This window comes from Mycobacterium sp. NTMscope_Eco_3, from assembly GCF_976985685.1.
This window is the reverse complement of record NZ_CDRJYZ010000001.1, coordinates 3,794,949-3,813,036: the sequence shown is the minus strand read 5'-3', so window position 1 is coordinate 3,813,036 and position 18,088 is coordinate 3,794,949. Positions and strand designations below refer to the sequence as shown.

Here is an 18,088-nt window from a genome sequence, read left to right as displayed (position 1 = left end):
CGGCTGGTGACGGTGACGGATTTGACTGCTGAGCTGTGCGAAGACTACCGTCGAGCGCTATGGATACCGCCGGAAAGCCCGGGATGCTCGTAGTAATTAGGCGCGTTGGTGCCTGACTTGCCCGTCAGCATTTGAAGCAATCCAGCACCAACGCGCAACCCTCGTGCAGCAGATGAGCTGTCGGGGGTTTTTTGTTGCCCCCGCGAGATTCCCAGAGTGAATAAGGACTGAAAGCCAGTGAGCGCTCCCACCAGGCGGCCCGCCCCCGACACACCGGGCGCCGCCGACATCGCCACCGACGCGGTGAAGCCCGCCGCGAAGTCTGCGAACGGCAAGCCGAAACGCATTGGGCCCGAGCAACTTACCGGCGCGCAGTCGGTGATCCGTTCGCTGGAGGAACTCGACGTCGAGGTCATCTTCGGCATTCCCGGCGGCGCCGTGCTGCCGGTCTATGACCCGCTGTTCGACTCGAAGAAGCTGCGTCACGTGCTGGTCCGCCACGAGCAGGGTGCCGGTCACGCCGCCAGCGGCTACGCGCACGCCACCGGCAAGGTCGGCGTCTGCATGGCGACGTCCGGCCCTGGGGCCACCAACCTGGTCACCGCGCTGGCCGACGCCCAGATGGACTCGATCCCCGTGGTCGCCGTCACCGGCCAGGTCGGGCGCACGCTGATCGGCACCGACGCCTTCCAGGAAGCCGACATCTCGGGCATCACGATGCCGATCACCAAGCACAACTTCCTGGTCCGTTCCGGCAACGAGATCCCGCAGGTGCTCGCCGAGGCCTTCCACATCGCCTCGTCGGGCCGCCCCGGCGCGGTGCTCGTCGACATCCCCAAGGACGTGCTGCAGGGCCAATGCACGTTCAGCTGGCCGCCGCGCATCGACCTGCCCGGATATAAGCCGAACACCAAACCGCACAACCGGCAGATCCGGGAGGCCGCCAAGCTGATCGCGGCCGCCCGCAAACCGGTGCTGTACGTGGGTGGGGGCGTCATCCGGGGGGACGCGACCGAGCAGCTGCGCGAGCTGGCCGAGCTGACCGGCATCCCCGTGGTGACCACGCTGATGGCGCGCGGCGCGTTCCCGGACAGCCACCGTCAGCACATGGGCATGCCCGGCATGCACGGCACCGTCGCCGCGGTGGCCGCGCTGCAGCGCAGCGACCTGCTGATCGCGCTGGGGACCCGCTTCGATGACCGGGTGACCGGGAAGCTGGACACCTTCGCGCCCGACGCCAAGGTCATCCACGCCGACATCGACCCGGCCGAGATCGGCAAGAACCGCCATGCCGACGTGCCGATCGTCGGCGACGTCAAGGCCGTCATCGCCGAGCTGCTCGAGCAGCTGCGCCACGACGGGGTGCCCGGCAAGATCGACATGACCGAGTGGTGGGCCTACCTCGACGGGGTTCGGTCCACGTACCCGCTCAGCTACGGGCCGCAGAGCGACGGCAGCCTCGGCCCGGAATACGTCATCGAGAAGCTGGGCCAGATCGCCGGTCCGGACGCCATTTACGTCGCCGGCGTCGGGCAGCACCAGATGTGGGCGGCGCAATTCATCTCGTATGAGAAACCGCGCACCTGGCTCAACTCCGGCGGTCTGGGCACCATGGGGTTCGCCATCCCGGCCGCCATGGGCGCCAAGATGGCCCGCCCGGACGCGGAGGTGTGGGCGATCGACGGCGACGGCTGTTTCCAGATGACCAATCAGGAATTGGCCACCTGCGCAATCGAAGGCGTGCCGATCAAGGTGGCGCTGATCAACAACGGCAACCTGGGCATGGTCCGCCAGTGGCAGACGCTGTTCTACGAAGAGCGTTACTCGCAAACGGATCTGGCCACGCATTCGCACCGCATCCCGGACTTCGTGAAGCTGGCGGAGGCGCTGGGTTGCGTCGGGTTGCGTTGCGAGCGTGAGGAAGACGTCGCCGACGTGATCAACGCGGCGCGTGCGATCAACGACCGCCCGGTGGTGATCGACTTCATCGTCGGAGCGGACGCGCAGGTGTGGCCGATGGTGGCCGCCGGCACCAGCAATGACGAGATTCAAGCGGCCCGGGGGATCCGCCCGCTGTTCGACGACGAGAGTGAAGGACACGCCTGATGAGTCCGCAGACGCACACTCTCTCGGTGCTGGTCGAAGACAAACCCGGTGTGCTCGCCCGCGTGGCCGCGCTGTTCTCGCGGCGCGGCTTCAACATCGAGTCGCTGGCTGTCGGCGCGACCGAGCAGAAGGACATGTCCCGGATGACGATCGTGGTCTCCGCCGAGGAGACCCCGCTCGAGCAGATCACCAAGCAGCTCAACAAGCTGATCAATGTCATCAAGATCGTCGAGCTGGACGACGGCAACTCGGTGTCGCGGGAATTGGCGATGATCAAGGTGCGCGCCGACGCCGGTACCCGCAGTCAGGTGATCGAAGCGGTGAACCTGTTCCGCGCCAAGGTGATTGACGTATCAACGGAGGCGCTGACGATCGAGGCGACGGGCGACCGCGGCAAGATCGAGGCGCTGCTGCGGATCCTGGAACCGTTCGGTATCCGTGAAATCGTCCAATCGGGAGTGGTGTCGTTGTCTCGCGGTCCCCGCGGAATCGGCACGGCCAAGTAACACACAAGGAGATATTCAACAGTGGCACTAGAAATGTTCTACGACGACGATGCGGACCTGACCATCATCCAGGGTCGCAAGGTCGGGGTCATCGGATACGGCAGCCAGGGGCACGCGCACTCGTTGAGCCTGCGCGACTCCGGCGTGCAGGTGAAGGTGGGCCTGAAGGAGGGTTCGAAGTCCCGCGCCAAGGTTTCCGAGCAGGGCCTGGACGTCGACACCCCCGCCGAGGTCGCCAAGTGGGCCGACGTGATCATGCTGCTGGCGCCCGACACCGCGCAGGCCGACATCTTCAAGAACGACATCGAGCCGAACCTGAAGCCCGGTGACGCTTTGTTTTTCGGTCACGGCCTCAACATCCACTTCGACCTGATCAAGCCGCCGGCCGACGTCACCATCGCGATGGTCGCGCCCAAGGGCCCCGGGCATCTGGTGCGCCGGCAGTTCGTCGACGGCAAGGGCGTGCCCTGCCTGATCGCGGTCGACCAGGACCCGTCCGGCAACAGTGAGGCGCTCGCCCTGTCCTACGCCAAGGCCATCGGCGGCACCCGCGCCGGCGTCATCAAGACCACCTTCAAGGACGAGACCGAAACCGACCTGTTCGGTGAGCAAGCCGTCTTGTGCGGTGGCACAGAGGAATTGGTGAAGACCGGTTTCGACGTGATGGTCGAGGCGGGCTACCCGCCGGAGATGGCGTACTTCGAGGTGCTGCACGAGCTCAAGCTGATCGTCGACCTGATGTACGAGGGCGGCATCGCCCGGATGAACTACTCGGTGTCCGACACCGCGGAGTTCGGCGGGTATCTGTCGGGGCCGCGCGTCATCGACGCCGGCACCAAGGACCGCATGCGGGAGATCCTGCGCGACATCCAGAACGGTGACTTCGTCAAGAAGCTGGTCGCCAACGTCGAGGGCGGCAACAAGCAACTCGAGCAGCTGCGCAAGGAGAACGCCGAGCACCCCATCGAGGTCACCGGCAAGAAGCTCCGCGACCTGATGAGCTGGGTGGACCGGCCGATCACCGAGACGGCTTAGCTTTTCGGCGCCGAGCGTGCACTCGGGGCGAGTTTTCGATTTTTTCGCCGTGAGTGCACGTTCGGCGGGCTAAGAGGCGAGGCGGCTCAGGACGAGGTGAGGCGGTCCGCCGTTTCGACCACTCGGCGGGCCAGGTGCTCGAGGGCCTTGTCAGTGGGCTCGTCGAATTCGGTGATGTTGTCGTGGGTGGTGACCAGGCTGACCCCATACGGATTGCCGTCGACGAACTTGCACGGATCCGTGTAGCCCGGGGGCACGATGATGCCGCCGAAATGCATCAGCGTGATGTACAGCGAGAGCAGGGTGGTTTCCTGACCGCCGTGCACGGTGTTGGACGACGTGAAGCCCGCGTACACCTTGTCGGCGAGCTTGCGTTGCGCCCACAGCCCGCCCAGCGAGTCGAGGAACGCGCGCAGTTGCGCTGCCGGAGAGCCGAATCGCGTCGGCGAACCGAAGATCACCGCGTCGGCCCAGACGATGTCGTCGCCGGTGGCCGCCGGAAGGTCCTTGGTGGCCTCGTAGTTCGCCGTCCAGGCCGGGTTGTGGGCGAACGAGGCGGGGTCCTGGGTTTCGGCGACGTGGCGCAGGCGGACTTCGGCCCCGGCCGATTCGGCCGCCGCGGCGACGCGCTGCGCCATCGTGGTGCCGTGGCCGGTGGCCGAGTAATAGATGATCGCGAGTTTGGTCACGGGGCCAGCTTAGGCATGCCGATCCCGAATTCGCGGCGCAACAGGGTGCGCGCGGCGTAGTAGCCGGCCATGCCGTGGACGCCGCCGCCCGGCGGTGTGGCCGCCGAACACAGGTACACCTTGGGAATGGGTGTGCGCCAAGGGTTTAGCCGCGGTGTCGGGCCCGCGATCGCCCGCCAGGCCGAATTGCCGCCCATCCCGATGTCGCCGCCGACATAGTTGGCGTTGTGGTCGCACAGCCGCGCGGCGGGCACCGCGCGTGCGGCCACCACGACGTCGCGGAAGCCGGGCGCGAACCGCTCGACCACCGCGGTCACGGCTTCGGTCGGGTCGACGGTGGACCGCGACGGCACGTGGGCATAGCTCCAGAACGGGCGGCGTCCGGCGGCGTCGATGCGGCCGGGGTCGGCGATGTGCGGGGAGGCGGCCAGTACCATCGGCCATTGCGCGTGGCGGCCCGCGGCGATGTCGGCCTCGGCGCGGGCCATCTGCGCTCGCGTGCCGCCGAGATGCAGGGTGGGGGCCTGCCGTAGCCGCGGGTCCGCCCAGGGGATCTCGTCGCTCAGCACGAAGTCGACCTTGGCGACCCCGGGACCAAATGTGTAGCGCCGCAACGCCTTGGCGTAGCGCGTCGGGAGCGCGTCGCCGTAGATCCGCAGCAGCGCGGTCGGCGCCGTGTCGAAGGCGACGACTCCGCCAGGCGGAGATGTGACCTCCGTGCCGGCGGTCAGTTCGCCGCCGTGGGCGCGCAGGTCGGCGATCAGCGCGTCGGTGATCGCCTGGCTGCCGCCCGCCGGGATCGGCCAGCCCACCGAATGCGCGAGGGTTGCCAGCATCATCCCGGCGCCGGCCGCCGTCAACGACGGCATCCGCGAAATGATATGGGCGGCAACGCCGGTGAACAGGGCGCGGGCGTCTTCGCCGGCCAGCGACCCCCATGCGGGGGTGCCTTGGGCCAGCATCCGCAGCCCGAGCCGCCACGCGGACGGCACCGAGTTCGGCACCGACCGTTTGTCGCCCAGCAGCAGGGCCACCACGTCGTCGGAGCGCTCGACCAAGGGGCCGAGCAGGCGCCGGAAGGACGCGCCGCGGTCCAATTCGGCGCAGGTGCGGTCCAGGTCGCGGTACGCGATGGCGGCCGGGCGGCCCGGCAGCGGGTTGGCGTAGGAAATCTCGGGCACCGCCAATTGCACGCCGCGCGCGGGCAGGTCGAACTCTTTGAAGAACGGCGATGCCAGCGCCAACGGGTGCACCGCCGAGCAGATGTCGTGCAAGACTCCCGCAGAATCCGGGTCGGCCGCGGTGCGCGCACCCCCGCCAAACGTCGGTTGAGCTTCGACGACCTGCACTTTCAGGCCTGCCCGGGCGCAGATTACGGCGGCGGTCAACCCGTTGGGTCCGCTGCCGACGATGGTGATGTCCACCCGTCAATTACAGCCGATAGGCTGGCCGGGTGAATCTGCCTGTTGTACTCATTGCCGACAAGCTCGCTGAATCAACCGTCGCGGCCCTGGGCGACCAGGTCGAGGTGCGCTGGGTCGACGGGCCCGATCGGGAGAAGCTGCTGGCGGCCGTGCCGGAGGCCGACGCGCTGCTGGTGCGCTCGGCCACCACCGTCGACGCCGAGGTGCTGGCGGCGGCGCCCAAGCTGAAGATCGTCGCCCGCGCCGGGGTTGGCCTGGACAACGTTGACGTGGATGCCGCCACCGAGCGCGGTGTCCTGGTGGTCAACGCGCCGACGTCGAACATTCACAGCGCCGCCGAGCATGCGCTGGCGCTGCTGCTGTCCGCGGCCCGCGAGATCCCGGCGGCCGACGCCTCGCTGCGCGAGCGCGCCTGGAAGCGGTCGTCGTTCTCGGGCACCGAGATTTTCGGCAAGACGGTCGGCGTCGTCGGGCTGGGCAGGATCGGGCAGCTGGTTGCCCAGCGGCTCAGCGCCTTCGGCACCCACCTGATCGCCTATGACCCCTACGTGTCGCCGGCCCGCGCGGCGCAGCTGGGCATCGAGCTGTTGACGCTGGACGAACTGCTGGCCCGCGCCGACTTCATCTCGGTGCACCTGCCGAAGACGCCCGAAACGGCCGGGCTGATCGGCAAGGACGCGCTGGCGAAAACCAAGCCGGGCGTCATCATCGTCAACGCCGCCCGCGGTGGCCTGGTCGACGAGGGGGCGCTGGCCGACGCGGTGCGCAGTGGCCACGTGCGCGCGGCCGGCCTCGACGTTTTCTCCAAAGAGCCGTGCACCGACAGCCCGCTGTTCGAGCTGCCGCAGGTGGTGGTCACGCCGCATCTCGGGGCGTCCACCGAGGAGGCCCAGGACCGGGCCGGTACCGATGTCGCAGCGAGCGTGAAGCTCGCGCTGGCCGGGGAATTCGTTCCCGACGCCGTCAACGTCGGCGGCGGGGTGGTCAACGAAGAGGTGGCGCCGTGGCTGGATCTGGTGCGCAAGCTCGGCGTGCTGGCCGCCACGCTGTCTGACGGCCCGCCGGTGTCGTTGTCGGTGCAGGTGCGCGGTGAGCTCGCTTCCGAAGACGTTGAGGTGCTGAAGCTTTCGGCTCTGCGCGGGTTGTTCTCGGCCGTCGTCGAGGGTCCGGTGACGTTCGTCAACGCGCCGGGGCTGGCCGAAGAGCGCGGCGTCACCGCCGAGATCGGCACGGCCTCGGAAAGCCCGAACCACCGCAGCGTGGTCGACGTGCGCGCGGTCGCGCACGACGGCAGCGCGGTCAACGTCGCCGGCACGCTGTCCGGGCCGCAGCTGGTGGAGAAGATCGTGCAGATCAACGGCCGCAACTTCGACCTGCGCGCCCGCGGCATCAATCTGGTGATCAACTACGTCGACCAGCCCGGCGCGCTGGGCAAGATCGGCACCCTGCTGGGCTCGGCCGGGGTGAATATCCAGGCCGCGCAACTCTCCGAGGACGCCGAGGGCCCGGGGGCGACGATCCTGCTGCGCCTGGACCGAGACGTGCCCGGCGACGTGCGGTCGGAAATCGGTGCGGCCGTCGGCGCGAACAAGCTTGAGGTGGTTGATCTTTCATGAGACTCGCGGTGATCGAGGGCGACGGTATCGGGCCGGAGGTCGTGTCCGAGGCCATCAAAGTCCTGGACGCGGTGCTGCCCGGGGTGGAGAAGACCAGCTACGACCTGGGTGCGCGCCGTTACCACGCCACCGGCGAGCTGCTGCCGGACTCGGCGGTCGACGAGCTGCGCGCGCATGACGCCATCCTGCTCGGCGCCATCGGTGACCCGTCGGTGCCCAGCGGCGTGCTGGAGCGAGGTTTGTTGCTGCGCTTACGTTTCGAGCTGGACCATCACATCAACTTGCGGCCCGGGCGGCTGTATCCGGGAGTGAACAGCCCGCTGGCCGGCAACCCCGAGATCGACTTCGTGGTGGTGCGCGAGGGGACCGAAGGTCCCTACACCGGCACCGGCGGCGCCATCCGCGTCGGAACGCCCAACGAGGTCGCCACCGAGGTCAGCCAGAACACCGCATTCGGTGTGCGACGCGTGGTCGCCGACGCGTTCGAGCGCGCTCAGCGGCGCCGAAAGCACTTGACACTGGTGCACAAAACCAACGTGCTGACCTTCGCCGGCAGGTTGTGGTCGCGCATCGTGGCCGAGGTCGGCCAGGACTATCCCGACGTCGAGGTGGCCTATCAGCACATCGACGCGGCCACCATCTTCATGGTCACCGACCCCGGTCGCTTCGACGTGATCGTCACCGACAACCTGTTCGGCGACATCATCACCGACCTGTCGGCGGCGGTATGTGGCGGAATTGGCTTGGCCGCCAGCGGAAATATCGACGCCACCCGGACCAACCCCTCGATGTTCGAGCCCGTCCACGGCAGCGCGCCGGATATCGCCGGGCAGGGCATCGCCGATCCGACCGCGGCGATCATGTCGGTGGCGTTGCTGCTCGCCCATCTCGGCGAGGACGAGGCCGCCGCCCGGGTGGACCGGGCCGTCGAGCGGCACCTGGCAACGCGCGGGAGCGAACGGCTCTCCACCCGCGAGGTCGGCGAACGGATTGCCGCCGGGCTTTAATCGCGGGCGGCCGCGCGCGAGCGCGCCTCCGACGGCACCAACGGCAAGGCCAACACCGGAAACAGCGCGCACACCGCGAACGCCAGCGGGTACCCCGTCGCGTCGATCACCTCGCCGAATACCGGCGGCCCGACCGCCGCGGTGAGCCGCTGGGTGGTGTTCTGCGCGCCCATGGCGCGCCCGCTCCAAAAGCGCCCGGCCACTTCCGGAATGGCGGTGAACGCCAATCCATTGTCCAGCACGGTGATCACCGACGCGGCGACCATCAGCGTCACCGCCACCACCGAGTGCGCGTGATCGGCGATCGCCAGCAATATCATCACCACAGCGGCGGTCACCGCGATGATGCGGATCGGGCGCATTCGCGATCCCAGGCGGTCCGACCATCTACCGACGGCGATGCGACCCAGCGCGCTCAGCAGCTGCGAGAAACTCACCAAGATGCCGGCCGTCGCGATCGACCAGTGCTGGCTCTTCATCAACCAGACCAGCATGAACGTCAGGACCACGGTCTGCGGCACCATGAGCAGCGCCGACGCGAAGTGAATGCGCCACAGCACGGCGCTGCCGCGGTACGGGCTGGCCAATTCAGCCTTGTCGGCGGCCGACCGTTCGGGGCGTGCGGGATCGCGCACCCACACGGCGCACAGCACCGCGGACACCGCGCACACGGCCGCCGGGAACAACAGCGCAACCGAGATGCTGCGCTCGCCGAGCTCGGGAAGTACCAAGGCGGCCAACGCGATTCCCAACGGCTGCGCGGTCTGTCGAATCCCCATCGCCAGGCCGCGCTGCTGCGGGGGGAACCACCCCGTCACCAGCCGGCCGCTGGCGGTGTTGGCGCTCGCCGCGGCCATGCCACCACCGAACAGGGCCACCCCTTCCGTCAGCATGGATTCCGGCACGGCCGCCGCGGCAAGCGCCGCCGCCGCGGTGAGGGCCAAGCCCGCCGTGAGCACGATCCGCTCGCCGACGATGTCGAGGACGTAGCCCCAGGCGATCAGCGTGACCACCACGCCGAAGCTGGGCATGGCCGAGAGCAGCGCCGCTTCGGCCAGATTGATGCCGCGTACGTCGTTGAGGGCGGGGATCAGAAAGGCGATGCCGTTGATGAAGACCGTCGCGCTCAACGTCGCGATCAGTCCCGTTCCCAGCATCACCCATCGTCGTGTCGATGTCGTGTGCACCTATTGATAGTTCTCACCGGATCGTTGCGGCAAACGTCGCTGCGGCTTATCCGGCACTACGTGGGAACGCACCGTCCGCCACCAACGGACGCGACGAACGGTTTGCCGCCGGGCTCTGGTCTCCAAACCGGGCGGGAGCAACCGCGTCGGCACCAGGGGAACCGCCGCCAGTGGGAACAATGCGCACAACGTCCATGCCGGTGGATATTTCGCGGCCGAGATCAACGCGCCGAACAGCGGGGGGCCGGCCGCCGCCATCATGCGCTGGGTGGTGTTCTGGATGCCCAGCGCGCGCCCGCTCCAGTAGGGCCCGGCGAATTCGGTGATGGCAGTGGCCTCCAGCCCGTTGTCGAGCACCGAGATCACGGCGATGACCACCATGAGCCCGGCCTGCCACCGCGAATTCATGTAGTCGGCCCACGCCAGCAGGAGAAGCGTCAGCACGGCGACCGCCGCGATGTAGCGGACGGGCCGCATCCGTGAGCCGACTCGATCGGACAAGCGGCCCACGGCGACCCGGCCGAGCGCGCCCAGCAGCTGTGACAGGGTGACCAACCCGCCTGCGGCCGCAACCGACCAGTGCAGGTTCCTGATCAGCCACACCAGCATGAACGTCACCGTCACCGTTTGGGGTATCATCATCAGGCCCGCCACCGCGTGAATCCGCCACAGCGTCAACGACCTTCGATACGGGCTGGCGAGTTCTTGATGGCTTGCGCTCGCGCGCGGTTTCCGCGGCGGGTCGACGATTCCGACCACGCTCGCTATCGCCCCTACCGCGCACGCCAGGGCGGCGAATCTGAGGCCGTGCTGCGCTCCCCGTTCGGCGAGTTCGGGAATTACCATCGCGCCCAACGCGATTCCCAAGGGTTGCGCGGTCTGGCGGATACCCATCGCCAGGCCGCGCTGGTGTGGCGGAAACCAGGCGGACACCAGCCGGCCGCCCGCCGTGTTGCAACTGGCGGCGGCCATGCCGCCGAGAAACAGATACACGGAAATCAGCACCATCGAATGCGCCGACGCCGCGGCGTAGGCCGCCGCCGCGGTCAGCGCCGACCCAGTGGCCATCACCACCCGTTCGCCCACCCGGTCCAGCGCATAACCCCACAGCAACAGCGTCACCACCATGCCCCAGCTGGGCATCGAGGCCAGCAGAGCGGCTTCGTCCAGCCGGATTCCGCCCGAGGCCCGCAGCGACGGGATCAAAAACGCGACGCCGTTGATGAAGAGGAATGAACTCGCCGTCGCCAGCAGCGAAACGATCATGATCGACCAGCGCGCGCCCGCGCCGATTTCGCGCGTAGCGGTCGAGTCGGTCTGCATTCCCCATGCTTGCATACCGCTTGGAAATTTCGCCGCAGGACGTTGCCGTTGCTGGTCATTGCCTGCCCCGCCACGCCCGGCTGCGCCGCGCTCGCGACCCTCACTAGGTGGGATTGTCTGGCTCCTCCTCGGGCCGTCCCGGCCCGAATCGTCGCCCGACTCGGCCCGACGGTGACGGCCCGCCACGCCCGGCTACGCCGCGCTCGCGACCGTCACTAGGCTCAACTGAATGCGCCTTGGTCGAATCGCCAGCCCGGACGGTGTCGCCTTCGTCAGCATCGAAGGCGAACTCGACGACCCAGCCGAGATGATCGCCCGCGAGATCGCCGAGCACCCCTTCGGCACGCCGAACTTCACCGGCCGATCATGGCCGCTGGCCGACGTCCGGCTGCTCGCCCCGATACTCGCCAGCAAGGTGGTCTGCGTCGGCAAGAACTACGCCGACCACATCGCCGAGATGAAAGAGATGACCGGACCCGCGCCGGCCGAGCCGGTGATCTTCCTCAAGCCGAGCACCGCCATCATCGGGCCCAACGTGCCGATTCGCTTGCCGGCCAACGCATCACCGGTGCACTTCGAGGGCGAGCTGGCGGTGGTCATCGGCCGGCCCTGCAAGGACGTCTCGGCCGCCCAGGCCGCGGAGAACATCCTTGGCTACACCATCGGCAACGACGTGTCGGCGCGCGATCAACAAAAAGCCGACGGCCAATGGACGAGGGCCAAAGGCCACGACACCTTCTGCCCGGTCGGGCCGTGGATCGTCACCGACCTCAAGCCGCTGGACCCGGGCGATCTCGAATTGCGCACCGAGGTCAACGGTGAGGTCAAGCAGCACAGCCGCACGTCGCTGCTGATCCATGACATCGGCGCGATCGTCGAGTGGATTTCGGCGGTGATGACATTGCTACCCGGCGATCTCATCCTCACCGGCACCCCGGCGGGCGTCGGCCCCATCGAGGACGGCGACACCGTCTCCATCACCATCGAGGGCATCGGCACCCTCACCAATCCCGTGCTCCGCAAAGGAAAATCGTGACTGCACCCGCGAACGTACGCGTCCGATTCTGCCCGTCGCCCACCGGCACCCCGCACGTCGGGATGGTCCGCACGGCGCTGTTCAACTGGGCCTACGCCCGACACACCGGGGGCACCTTCGTCTTTCGCATCGAGGACACCGACGCCCAACGCGACAGTGAGGAAAGCTATCTGGCACTGCTGGACGCGCTGCGCTGGCTCGGCCTGGACTGGGACGAGGGACCCGAGGTGGGCGGTCCCTACGGCCCGTACCGCCAATCGCTGCGCAGCGAGATCTATCGCGACGTGGTGGCCAAGCTGGTCGAAGCGGGGGAGGCGTACTACGCCTTCTCGACGCCGGAGGAGGTCGAGGCGCGCCACATCGCCGCGGGCCGTAATCCCAAGCTCGGTTACGACAATTTCGACCGGCAGCTCACCGATTCGCAGCGCGCGGCGTTCCTCGCGGAGGGGCGCCAGCCGGTGGTGCGGCTGCGGATGCCCGACGACGACCTCGGCTGGGACGACCTGGTGCGCGGCACCACCACCTTCGCGGCCGGGTCCGTGCCCGACTTCGCGCTGACCCGCGCCAACGGAGATCCGTTGTACACCTTGGTCAATCCCTGTGACGACGCGCTGATGAAGATCACCCATGTGCTGCGCGGCGAGGACCTGCTGCCGTCGACACCGCGCCAGCTCGCGCTGTATCAGGCGCTGATCCGGATCGGCGTCGCCGAGCGCACGCCGCAGTTCGCGCACCTGCCAACGGTATTGGGGGAGGGCACCAAAAAGCTGTCCAAGCGCGACCCGCAGTCGAATCTGTTCGCCCACCGCGACCGCGGCTTCATCCCCGAAGGGCTGCTCAATTACCTGGCGTTGCTGGGCTGGGCCATCGCCGACGACCACGATGTGTTCAGTCTCGATGAGATGGTGGCCGCGTTCGACGTGGTCAACGTCAACTCCAATCCGGCCCGCTTCGACCAGAAGAAGGCCGACGCGCTCAACGCCGAGCACATCCGGATGCTGACCGTCGAGGACTTCACCGCCAGGCTGCGCGATTACTTCGGCGTCCACGGTCATCGCCTCGAGCTCGACGACGCCGCCTTCGCCACGGCCGCCGAATTGGTGCAGACCCGGATCGTGGTGCTCGGTGACGCCTGGGACCTGTTGAAGTTCCTCAACGACGACGAGTACGCGATCGACCCCAAGGCCGCCGCCAAGGAGCTGGGTCCGGACGCGGCCGCGGTGCTCGATGCGGCGCTGGCCGCGCTGCACGACGTCGCGGACTGGACGACGCCCCAGATCGAGGCCGCCCTCAAAACCGCGCTCATCGACGAGCTGGGCCTCAAACCGCGCAAGGCGTTTGGCCCGATCCGCGTGGGCGCCACCGGGACGACGATCAGCCCGCCGTTGTTCGAGTCGCTGGAGCTGCTCGGCCGGGACCGCAGCGTGCAGCGGCTGGGCGCCGCGCGCGCGACGACCGGTTAGGACAGACCCAGACCACGCGTGCGGACTGGCCCGCGAGACTTTGGTAGTCTGCACTGCGGTTTACCAAAGCCGACAACGACTGGCAGCGGCGGTCCCCAAAGAGCTTGTACAGGCCCGCAATCGACGCTGACCAGCAGTTTTAGGCAGCCAATGGGGTATGGTGTAATTGGCAACACAGCTGATTCTGGTTCAGCCATTCTAGGTTCGAGTCCTGGTACCCCAGCAAAATTCTCGCCACCTCAAGCGATTAGGTGGGCTTAGCGCGGTGAGCTATGCTGACTGCTCGGATCGTTTCTGGCCCCGTCGTCTAGCGGCCTAGGACGCCGCCCTCTCACGGCGGTAGCGTGGGTTCGAATCCCATCGGGGCTACAAATTAAAGCCGCAGTTACTGGTCGGTCCCCAGTGCGGCCGGCGCGGTCGATCCGCCCACCGGCATGTGCGCCAAACCGAGTTTGCGGTGATCCCACGAACGAGCGCGTCGGGCCACAATGCGAACACAGACCCGCTTGTTCATCATCTGCTCGACGAACGGCTTCATGTCGTCGGTGTAGGGGCCGGTATAGCGTTCCCAGACGCTGACCCCCACCCGGTGCGCGACGTCGGGATCGTCCACGATCTCCGCAACCCCTTCGAAGGACACCCCGCGAAGCGTGTCGTAGGTGTGGCCGTCCTCGATCAGGAAGCTCACCCGCGGGTCCCGCTTGAGGTTGATGGCCTTCTGAGACTTCGCCTTGGTCTCCAGCCAGATCTCGCCGTCGACCACGGCGTACCACATGGCGGTCAGATGCGGCTGGCCGTCGGGGCCGATGGTTGCCAGCGTTCCGGTGCGGCTCTTGACGACGAAGTCGGCGATCTCGTCTTCCGACATGACGATGCTCGCGCGCTGATTGGTTCCCATGCCGGTCAGTCTGTCAGGCCCGCTGCGTCTGCTCGCGGGAGGACTCGGGGAACTACAGCCGGCGGGCCATCGCGTCGGCCGCGGACAGCAGCTCGGCGGCCCAACGCGCGCCCGGACGCCTGCCGATCCGGTCGATGGGGCCCGACACCGAGATGGCGGCGACGACGGCGCCGCGGCCGTCGCGCACCGGCGCGGACACACTGGCCACCCCCGGCTCGCGCTCGGCCACGCTTTGGGCCCAGCCACGCCGCCGCACTTCGGCCAGCGTTCGTTCGGTGAACTTCGCCGTCGTCAGTACCGCTTTCTGGGTGGCCGCGTCGCTGTGGGCCAGCAGCACTTTGGCGCCCGACCCCGCCGTCATGGGCAGTCGCGCCCCGACCGGAACCGTATCGCGAAGGCCCGCAGCGGGTTCCAGGGCGGCCACACAGACCCGGTCGGTGCCCTCACGTCGGTACAGCTGCACGCTTTCGCCGGTGGTCTCGCGCAACAGCGGCAGCACCGCGCTGCTGGCGGCCAGCAGCGGATCGTTGACGTGAGCGGCGAGTTCGGTGACGGCCGGGCCGAGCCGCCAGCGCCCCTCCTCGTCGCGCGCCAGCAGGCGATGCACTTCGAGGGCCGCCGCCAGCCGATAGGCCGTGGCCCGGGGCAGCGCGGTGCGCTCACACAGTTCGGCTAATCCGCAGGGGGATTGGGCGACGGTGTGCAGGACACCCACGGCTTTGTCCAGGACGCCGATACCGCTATGCTGTCTCACAGGAAGATACTAGCGTCTCGCATTCTGAGATCACAGCCTGAATGATCAGCGAGCCGCGGATGAAGCGAATTGAGGCGAGCTCGATATGGGGATCGACACAGGGGCGGCGACCAAACCGCGCACACTGGCCGAAAAAGTCTGGGACGACCATGTTGTGGTCTCCGGGAGCGCCTCGGGGCAGGCGGCGGCGCCCGACCTGATCTACATCGATCTGCATCTGGTGCACGAGGTCACCAGCCCGCAGGCTTTCGACGGCCTGCGCCTGGCCGGCCGCCCGGTGCGGCGCCCCGATCTGACGCTGGCCACCGAGGATCACAACGTTCCGACCGTCGACATCGACAAGCCGATCGCCGACCCGGTGTCACGCACGCAGGTCGAGACATTACGGCGAAATTGTGCCGAATTCGGTGTGCGGCTATATCCAATGGGCAATCTCGAGCAGGGCATCGTGCACGTCGTCGGGCCGCAGCTGGGCCTCACCCAGCCGGGCATGACGATCGTCTGTGGGGACAGTCACACCTCGACGCACGGCGCATTCGGCGCGCTGGCCATGGGAATTGGCACCTCGGAGGTCGAGCACGTGCTTGCGACTCAGACCTTGCCGCTGCGCCCGTTCAAGACGATGGCGGTCAATGTCGACGGGAAATTGCCGCCGGGCGTGACGTCCAAGGACATCATCCTGGCGCTGATCGCCAAGATCGGCACCGGCGGCGGGCAGGGGCATGTCATCGAATACCGCGGCAGCGCCATCGAATCGCTGTCGATGGAAGGCCGGATGACCGTCTGCAACATGAGCATCGAAGCCGGCGCCCGGGCGGGGATGGTGGCTCCCGACGACACCACCTACGAGTTCCTGCGGGACCGCCCGCACGCCCCGAAAGGCGCGCAATGGGATGCGGCCATGCGTTATTGGCAGCAACTGCGCACCGACCCGGGCGCCGAATTCGACACCGAGGTGTATCTCGATGCCGAGTCGCTGAGCCCGTTCGTGACGTGGGGCACAAATCCCGGCCAGGGTGTGCCGCTGTCCGCCGCCGTCCCCGATCCCGAGCTGATGACCGACGACGGCGAGCGCCAGGCGGCTGAGAAAGCGTTGGCATACATGGACCTTCGACCGGGTACACCGATGCGTGACGTCGCCGTCGATGCGGTGTTCGTGGGCTCTTGTACCAACGGTCGTATCGAAGATCTGCGGGTCGTGGCCGACATCCTGCGCGGGCGCAAGGTCGCGCCGGGGGTGCGGATGCTCGTCGTCCCGGGGTCGATGCGGGTGCGCGCGCAGGCCGAAGCCGAAGGGCTGGGCGAGGTTTTCACCGCCGCCGGTGCCGAATGGCGGCAGGCGGGCTGCTCGATGTGCCTGGGAATGAATCCCGACCAGTTGGCGCCGGGCGAGCGGTGCGCGGCGACGTCCAACCGCAACTTCGAAGGGCGCCAGGGTAAAGGCGGCCGCACGCATTTGGTGTCTCCGGCCGTTGCCGCGGCGACAGCGGTTCGCGGCACATTGTCTGCTCCGGCCGATTTGAGCTGACGAATTCGACGTCTGAAGGGATGAGCATGGAAGCTTTTCACACCCACACCGGTATCGGTGTGCCGCTGCGGCGCTCCAACGTCGACACCGATCAGATCATTCCGGCGGTGTATTTGAAGCGTGTCACCCGAACCGGTTTCGAGGACGGGCTGTTCGCGAGCTGGCGGTCGGATCCGTCATTCGTGCTCAACCTCAGCCCCTTTGACCGGGGCTCAGTCCTCGTCGCAGGACCCGATTTCGGGACGGGCTCGTCGCGCGAGCATGCGGTGTGGGCGCTGATGGACTACGGGTTCCGAGTAGTCATCTCGTCTCGGTTCGGTGACATTTTCCGGGGCAACGCCGGCAAGGCGGGGCTCTTGGCGGCCGAAGTTTCCCAAGACGGGGTGGAGCTCCTCTGGAAGCTGATCGAGCAGAGCCCCGGCTTGGAAATCACTGCCAATCTTCAAGATCGAAATATCACCGCGGGAACGACGGTGCTGCCGTTCAAGATTGACGACCACACCGCGTGGCGACTACTCGAAGGCCTCGACGATATAGCCCTTACGCTGCGGAAACTCGACGAAATCGAGTCTTTCGAGGCGGCCTATCCGGACTGGAAACCGCGCACTCTGTCCACTTCCTGAACGGTCGGACCCAGCCGAATTTCTGCTCGATCGGCTAACTAAACCGGGCCGATTTCAAGATCCCCCACCGGTCAAGGGCGGCAACCGGATTGCGAAAACGCCGTACGCCTTGCCGTGAAATTGCGCGTGGCTCTTGGAAATTTGCTGGGTGAGGGTTTACCGTGTCCACTAGTCGGTTCAAATCGAGGACCACTAGTGTCGGAGGGATTGATGAATAAGGCAGAGCTCATTGATGTGCTCACACAGAAATTGAACACGGACCGTCGGCAGGCGACCGCTGCGGTCGAGAACGTTGTCGACACCATTGTGCGTGCGGTACACAAGGGCGACAGCGTCACGATTACCGGGTTCGGTGTGTTCGAACAGCGGCGCCGCGCAGCGCGCGTGGCCCGCAACCCGCGTACCGGTGAGACGGTGAAGGTGAAGCCGACGTCCGTCCCCGCGTTCCGTCCCGGTGCCCAATTCAAAGCGGTTGTGTCTGGCGCACAGCGTCTCCCGTCGGAAGGCCCGGCCGTCAAGCGCGGCGTGGTAGGTGGCACGGGCGCGGCCAAGAAGACTGCGGCCAAGAAGGCTCCGGCGAAGAAGGCCGCGGCCAAGAAGGCTCCCGCCAAGAAGACTGCGGCCAAGAAGGCTCCCGCCAAGAAGGCCGCAGTGAAGAAGGCTCCGGCCAAGAAGGCCGCAGTGAAGAAGGCTCCGGCCCGCAAGGCCGCGACCAAGGCTCCGGCCAAGAAGACTGCGGCAAAGAAGGCTCCGGCCCGCAAGGCCGCGACCAAGGCTCCGGCCAAGAAGGCCGCGAGCAAGTCGACGGCCCGCAAGGCTCCCGCCAAGAAGACGACCGCGCGTCGCGGCCGCCGGTAGGCAGAGCACGTTCTAGACACGAATACCCTTCGGCG

General features: G+C 67.4%; 16 protein-coding genes and 2 tRNA genes. 12 read left to right on the top strand and 6 right to left on the bottom strand.

What is annotated here, in order from left to right:
* The first annotated feature begins 303 nt into the window (after positions 1-303).
* Genes AC0KTM_RS17475 through ilvC form a run of 3 tightly spaced genes read left to right on the top strand, consistent with a single transcriptional unit; the run spans position 304 to position 3,647 of the window.
* Positions 304-2,106, top strand: coding sequence for an acetolactate synthase large subunit (locus tag AC0KTM_RS17475; protein WP_225329133.1), 1,803 nt, complete (start codon positions 304-306; stop codon positions 2,104-2,106).
* Entirely contained in the window at positions 2,106-2,612 is a 507-nt protein-coding gene (ilvN, locus tag AC0KTM_RS17470) for an acetolactate synthase small subunit (RefSeq protein WP_225329127.1), read from the top strand. Before AC0KTM_RS17475 ends, ilvN begins: the two co-directional genes overlap by 1 nt.
* Before the next feature lie 33 nt (positions 2,613-2,645).
* Positions 2,646-3,647, top strand: a complete 1,002-nt coding sequence (gene ilvC, locus AC0KTM_RS17465; RefSeq protein ID WP_472417498.1) for a ketol-acid reductoisomerase — start codon at positions 2,646-2,648, stop codon at positions 3,645-3,647.
* A gap of 86 nt (positions 3,648-3,733) precedes the next feature.
* On the opposite strand, the gene wrbA is transcribed toward ilvC, so the two are convergent.
* Complete coding sequence (gene wrbA, locus AC0KTM_RS17460; RefSeq protein WP_225329126.1) at positions 3,734-4,336, bottom strand: NAD(P)H:quinone oxidoreductase; 603 nt, start codon at positions 4,334-4,336, stop codon at positions 3,734-3,736.
* The gene (locus tag AC0KTM_RS17455) at positions 4,333-5,760 is read right to left on the bottom strand and encodes a phytoene desaturase family protein (RefSeq protein WP_472416255.1); all 1,428 of its coding nucleotides are present in this window, start codon (positions 5,758-5,760) and stop codon (positions 4,333-4,335) included. The genes wrbA and AC0KTM_RS17455 overlap by 4 nt, the downstream gene beginning before the upstream one ends.
* Before the next feature lie 29 nt (positions 5,761-5,789).
* On the opposite strand from AC0KTM_RS17455, the gene serA reads away from it, so the two are divergent.
* Both serA and AC0KTM_RS17445 read left to right on the top strand, forming a co-directional pair.
* A complete protein-coding gene (gene serA, locus AC0KTM_RS17450; RefSeq protein ID WP_225329124.1) occupies positions 5,790-7,376 on the top strand; it encodes a phosphoglycerate dehydrogenase in 1,587 nt (528 codons plus the stop codon).
* A complete protein-coding gene (locus tag AC0KTM_RS17445) occupies positions 7,373-8,383 on the top strand; it encodes a 3-isopropylmalate dehydrogenase (protein ID WP_225329123.1) in 1,011 nt (336 codons plus the stop codon). Before serA ends, AC0KTM_RS17445 begins: the two co-directional genes overlap by 4 nt.
* Here AC0KTM_RS17445 and AC0KTM_RS17440 read toward each other — a convergent pair.
* Both AC0KTM_RS17440 and AC0KTM_RS17435 read right to left on the bottom strand, forming a co-directional pair.
* A complete protein-coding gene (locus tag AC0KTM_RS17440) occupies positions 8,380-9,540 on the bottom strand; it encodes an MFS transporter (protein ID WP_472416253.1) in 1,161 nt (386 codons plus the stop codon). The genes AC0KTM_RS17445 and AC0KTM_RS17440 overlap by 4 nt on opposite strands.
* Before the next feature lie 30 nt (positions 9,541-9,570).
* Positions 9,571-10,893, bottom strand: a complete 1,323-nt coding sequence (locus AC0KTM_RS17435; RefSeq protein ID WP_472416251.1) for an MFS transporter — start codon at positions 10,891-10,893, stop codon at positions 9,571-9,573.
* A gap of 229 nt (positions 10,894-11,122) precedes the next feature.
* Between AC0KTM_RS17435 and AC0KTM_RS17430 the strand changes: the two genes are divergently transcribed.
* The 4 genes from AC0KTM_RS17430 (at position 11,123) to AC0KTM_RS17415 (ending at position 13,761) form a co-directional block, all read left to right on the top strand.
* The gene (locus tag AC0KTM_RS17430) at positions 11,123-11,929 is read left to right on the top strand and encodes a fumarylacetoacetate hydrolase family protein (protein ID WP_225329121.1); all 807 of its coding nucleotides are present in this window, start codon (positions 11,123-11,125) and stop codon (positions 11,927-11,929) included.
* Positions 11,926-13,392: a glutamate--tRNA ligase gene (gene gltX, locus AC0KTM_RS17425; RefSeq protein WP_238956521.1), complete on the top strand. Its 1,467-nt coding sequence runs from the start codon at positions 11,926-11,928 to the stop codon at positions 13,390-13,392. Before AC0KTM_RS17430 ends, gltX begins: the two co-directional genes overlap by 4 nt.
* 151 nt (positions 13,393-13,543) lie before the next feature.
* Positions 13,544-13,615 (top strand) — tRNA-Gln (locus AC0KTM_RS17420).
* 73 nt (positions 13,616-13,688) lie between these two features.
* Positions 13,689-13,761 (top strand) — tRNA-Glu (locus AC0KTM_RS17415).
* 16 nt (positions 13,762-13,777) lie between these two features.
* On the opposite strand, the gene AC0KTM_RS17410 is transcribed toward AC0KTM_RS17415, so the two are convergent.
* A complete protein-coding gene (locus AC0KTM_RS17410; RefSeq protein ID WP_225329119.1) occupies positions 13,778-14,290 on the bottom strand; it encodes a pyridoxamine 5'-phosphate oxidase family protein in 513 nt (170 codons plus the stop codon).
* Positions 14,291-14,342: 52 nt separating this feature from the next.
* Positions 14,343-15,044, bottom strand: a complete 702-nt coding sequence (locus tag AC0KTM_RS17405; protein WP_225329118.1) for an IclR family transcriptional regulator — start codon at positions 15,042-15,044, stop codon at positions 14,343-14,345.
* A gap of 85 nt (positions 15,045-15,129) precedes the next feature.
* On the opposite strand from AC0KTM_RS17405, the gene leuC reads away from it, so the two are divergent.
* The 3 genes from leuC to AC0KTM_RS17390 all read left to right on the top strand — a co-directional run bounded on the left by leuC (position 15,130) and on the right by AC0KTM_RS17390 (position 18,053).
* Complete coding sequence (leuC, locus tag AC0KTM_RS17400) at positions 15,130-16,572, top strand: 3-isopropylmalate dehydratase large subunit (RefSeq protein WP_225329117.1); 1,443 nt, start codon at positions 15,130-15,132, stop codon at positions 16,570-16,572.
* Positions 16,573-16,598: 26 nt separating this feature from the next.
* Positions 16,599-17,195 (top strand): 3-isopropylmalate dehydratase small subunit, encoded by a 597-nt coding sequence (gene leuD / locus AC0KTM_RS17395; RefSeq protein WP_008259008.1) that lies wholly within the window; start codon positions 16,599-16,601, stop codon positions 17,193-17,195.
* 210 nt (positions 17,196-17,405) lie between these two features.
* The gene (locus AC0KTM_RS17390; RefSeq protein ID WP_225329130.1) at positions 17,406-18,053 is read left to right on the top strand and encodes an HU family DNA-binding protein; all 648 of its coding nucleotides are present in this window, start codon (positions 17,406-17,408) and stop codon (positions 18,051-18,053) included.
* Positions 18,054-18,088: the final 35 nt, after the last annotated feature.

What these genes read in the sequence shown, in the direction of transcription:
- ilvN (WP_225329127.1), top strand. Translation starts at nt 2,106, where the DNA reads ATGAGTCCGCAGACGCACACTCTCTCGGTGCTGGTCGAAGACAAACCC.
- ilvC (WP_472417498.1), top strand. Translation starts at nt 2,646, where the DNA reads ATGTTCTACGACGACGATGCGGACCTGACCATCATCCAGGGTCGCAAG.
- AC0KTM_RS17445 (WP_225329123.1), top strand. Translation starts at nt 7,373, where the DNA reads ATGAGACTCGCGGTGATCGAGGGCGACGGTATCGGGCCGGAGGTCGTG.
- AC0KTM_RS17440 (WP_472416253.1), bottom strand. Translation starts at nt 9,540, where the DNA reads ATGCTGGGAACGGGACTGATCGCGACGTTGAGCGCGACGGTCTTCATC.
- AC0KTM_RS17435 (WP_472416251.1), bottom strand. Translation starts at nt 10,893, where the DNA reads ATGCAGACCGACTCGACCGCTACGCGCGAAATCGGCGCGGGCGCGCGC.
- AC0KTM_RS17430 (WP_225329121.1), top strand. Translation starts at nt 11,123, where the DNA reads ATGCGCCTTGGTCGAATCGCCAGCCCGGACGGTGTCGCCTTCGTCAGC.
- AC0KTM_RS17410 (WP_225329119.1), bottom strand. Translation starts at nt 14,290, where the DNA reads ATGGGAACCAATCAGCGCGCGAGCATCGTCATGTCGGAAGACGAGATC.
- leuC (WP_225329117.1), top strand. Translation starts at nt 15,130, where the DNA reads ATGGGGATCGACACAGGGGCGGCGACCAAACCGCGCACACTGGCCGAA.
- leuD (WP_008259008.1), top strand. Translation starts at nt 16,599, where the DNA reads ATGGAAGCTTTTCACACCCACACCGGTATCGGTGTGCCGCTGCGGCGC.
- AC0KTM_RS17390 (WP_225329130.1), top strand. Translation starts at nt 17,406, where the DNA reads ATGAATAAGGCAGAGCTCATTGATGTGCTCACACAGAAATTGAACACG.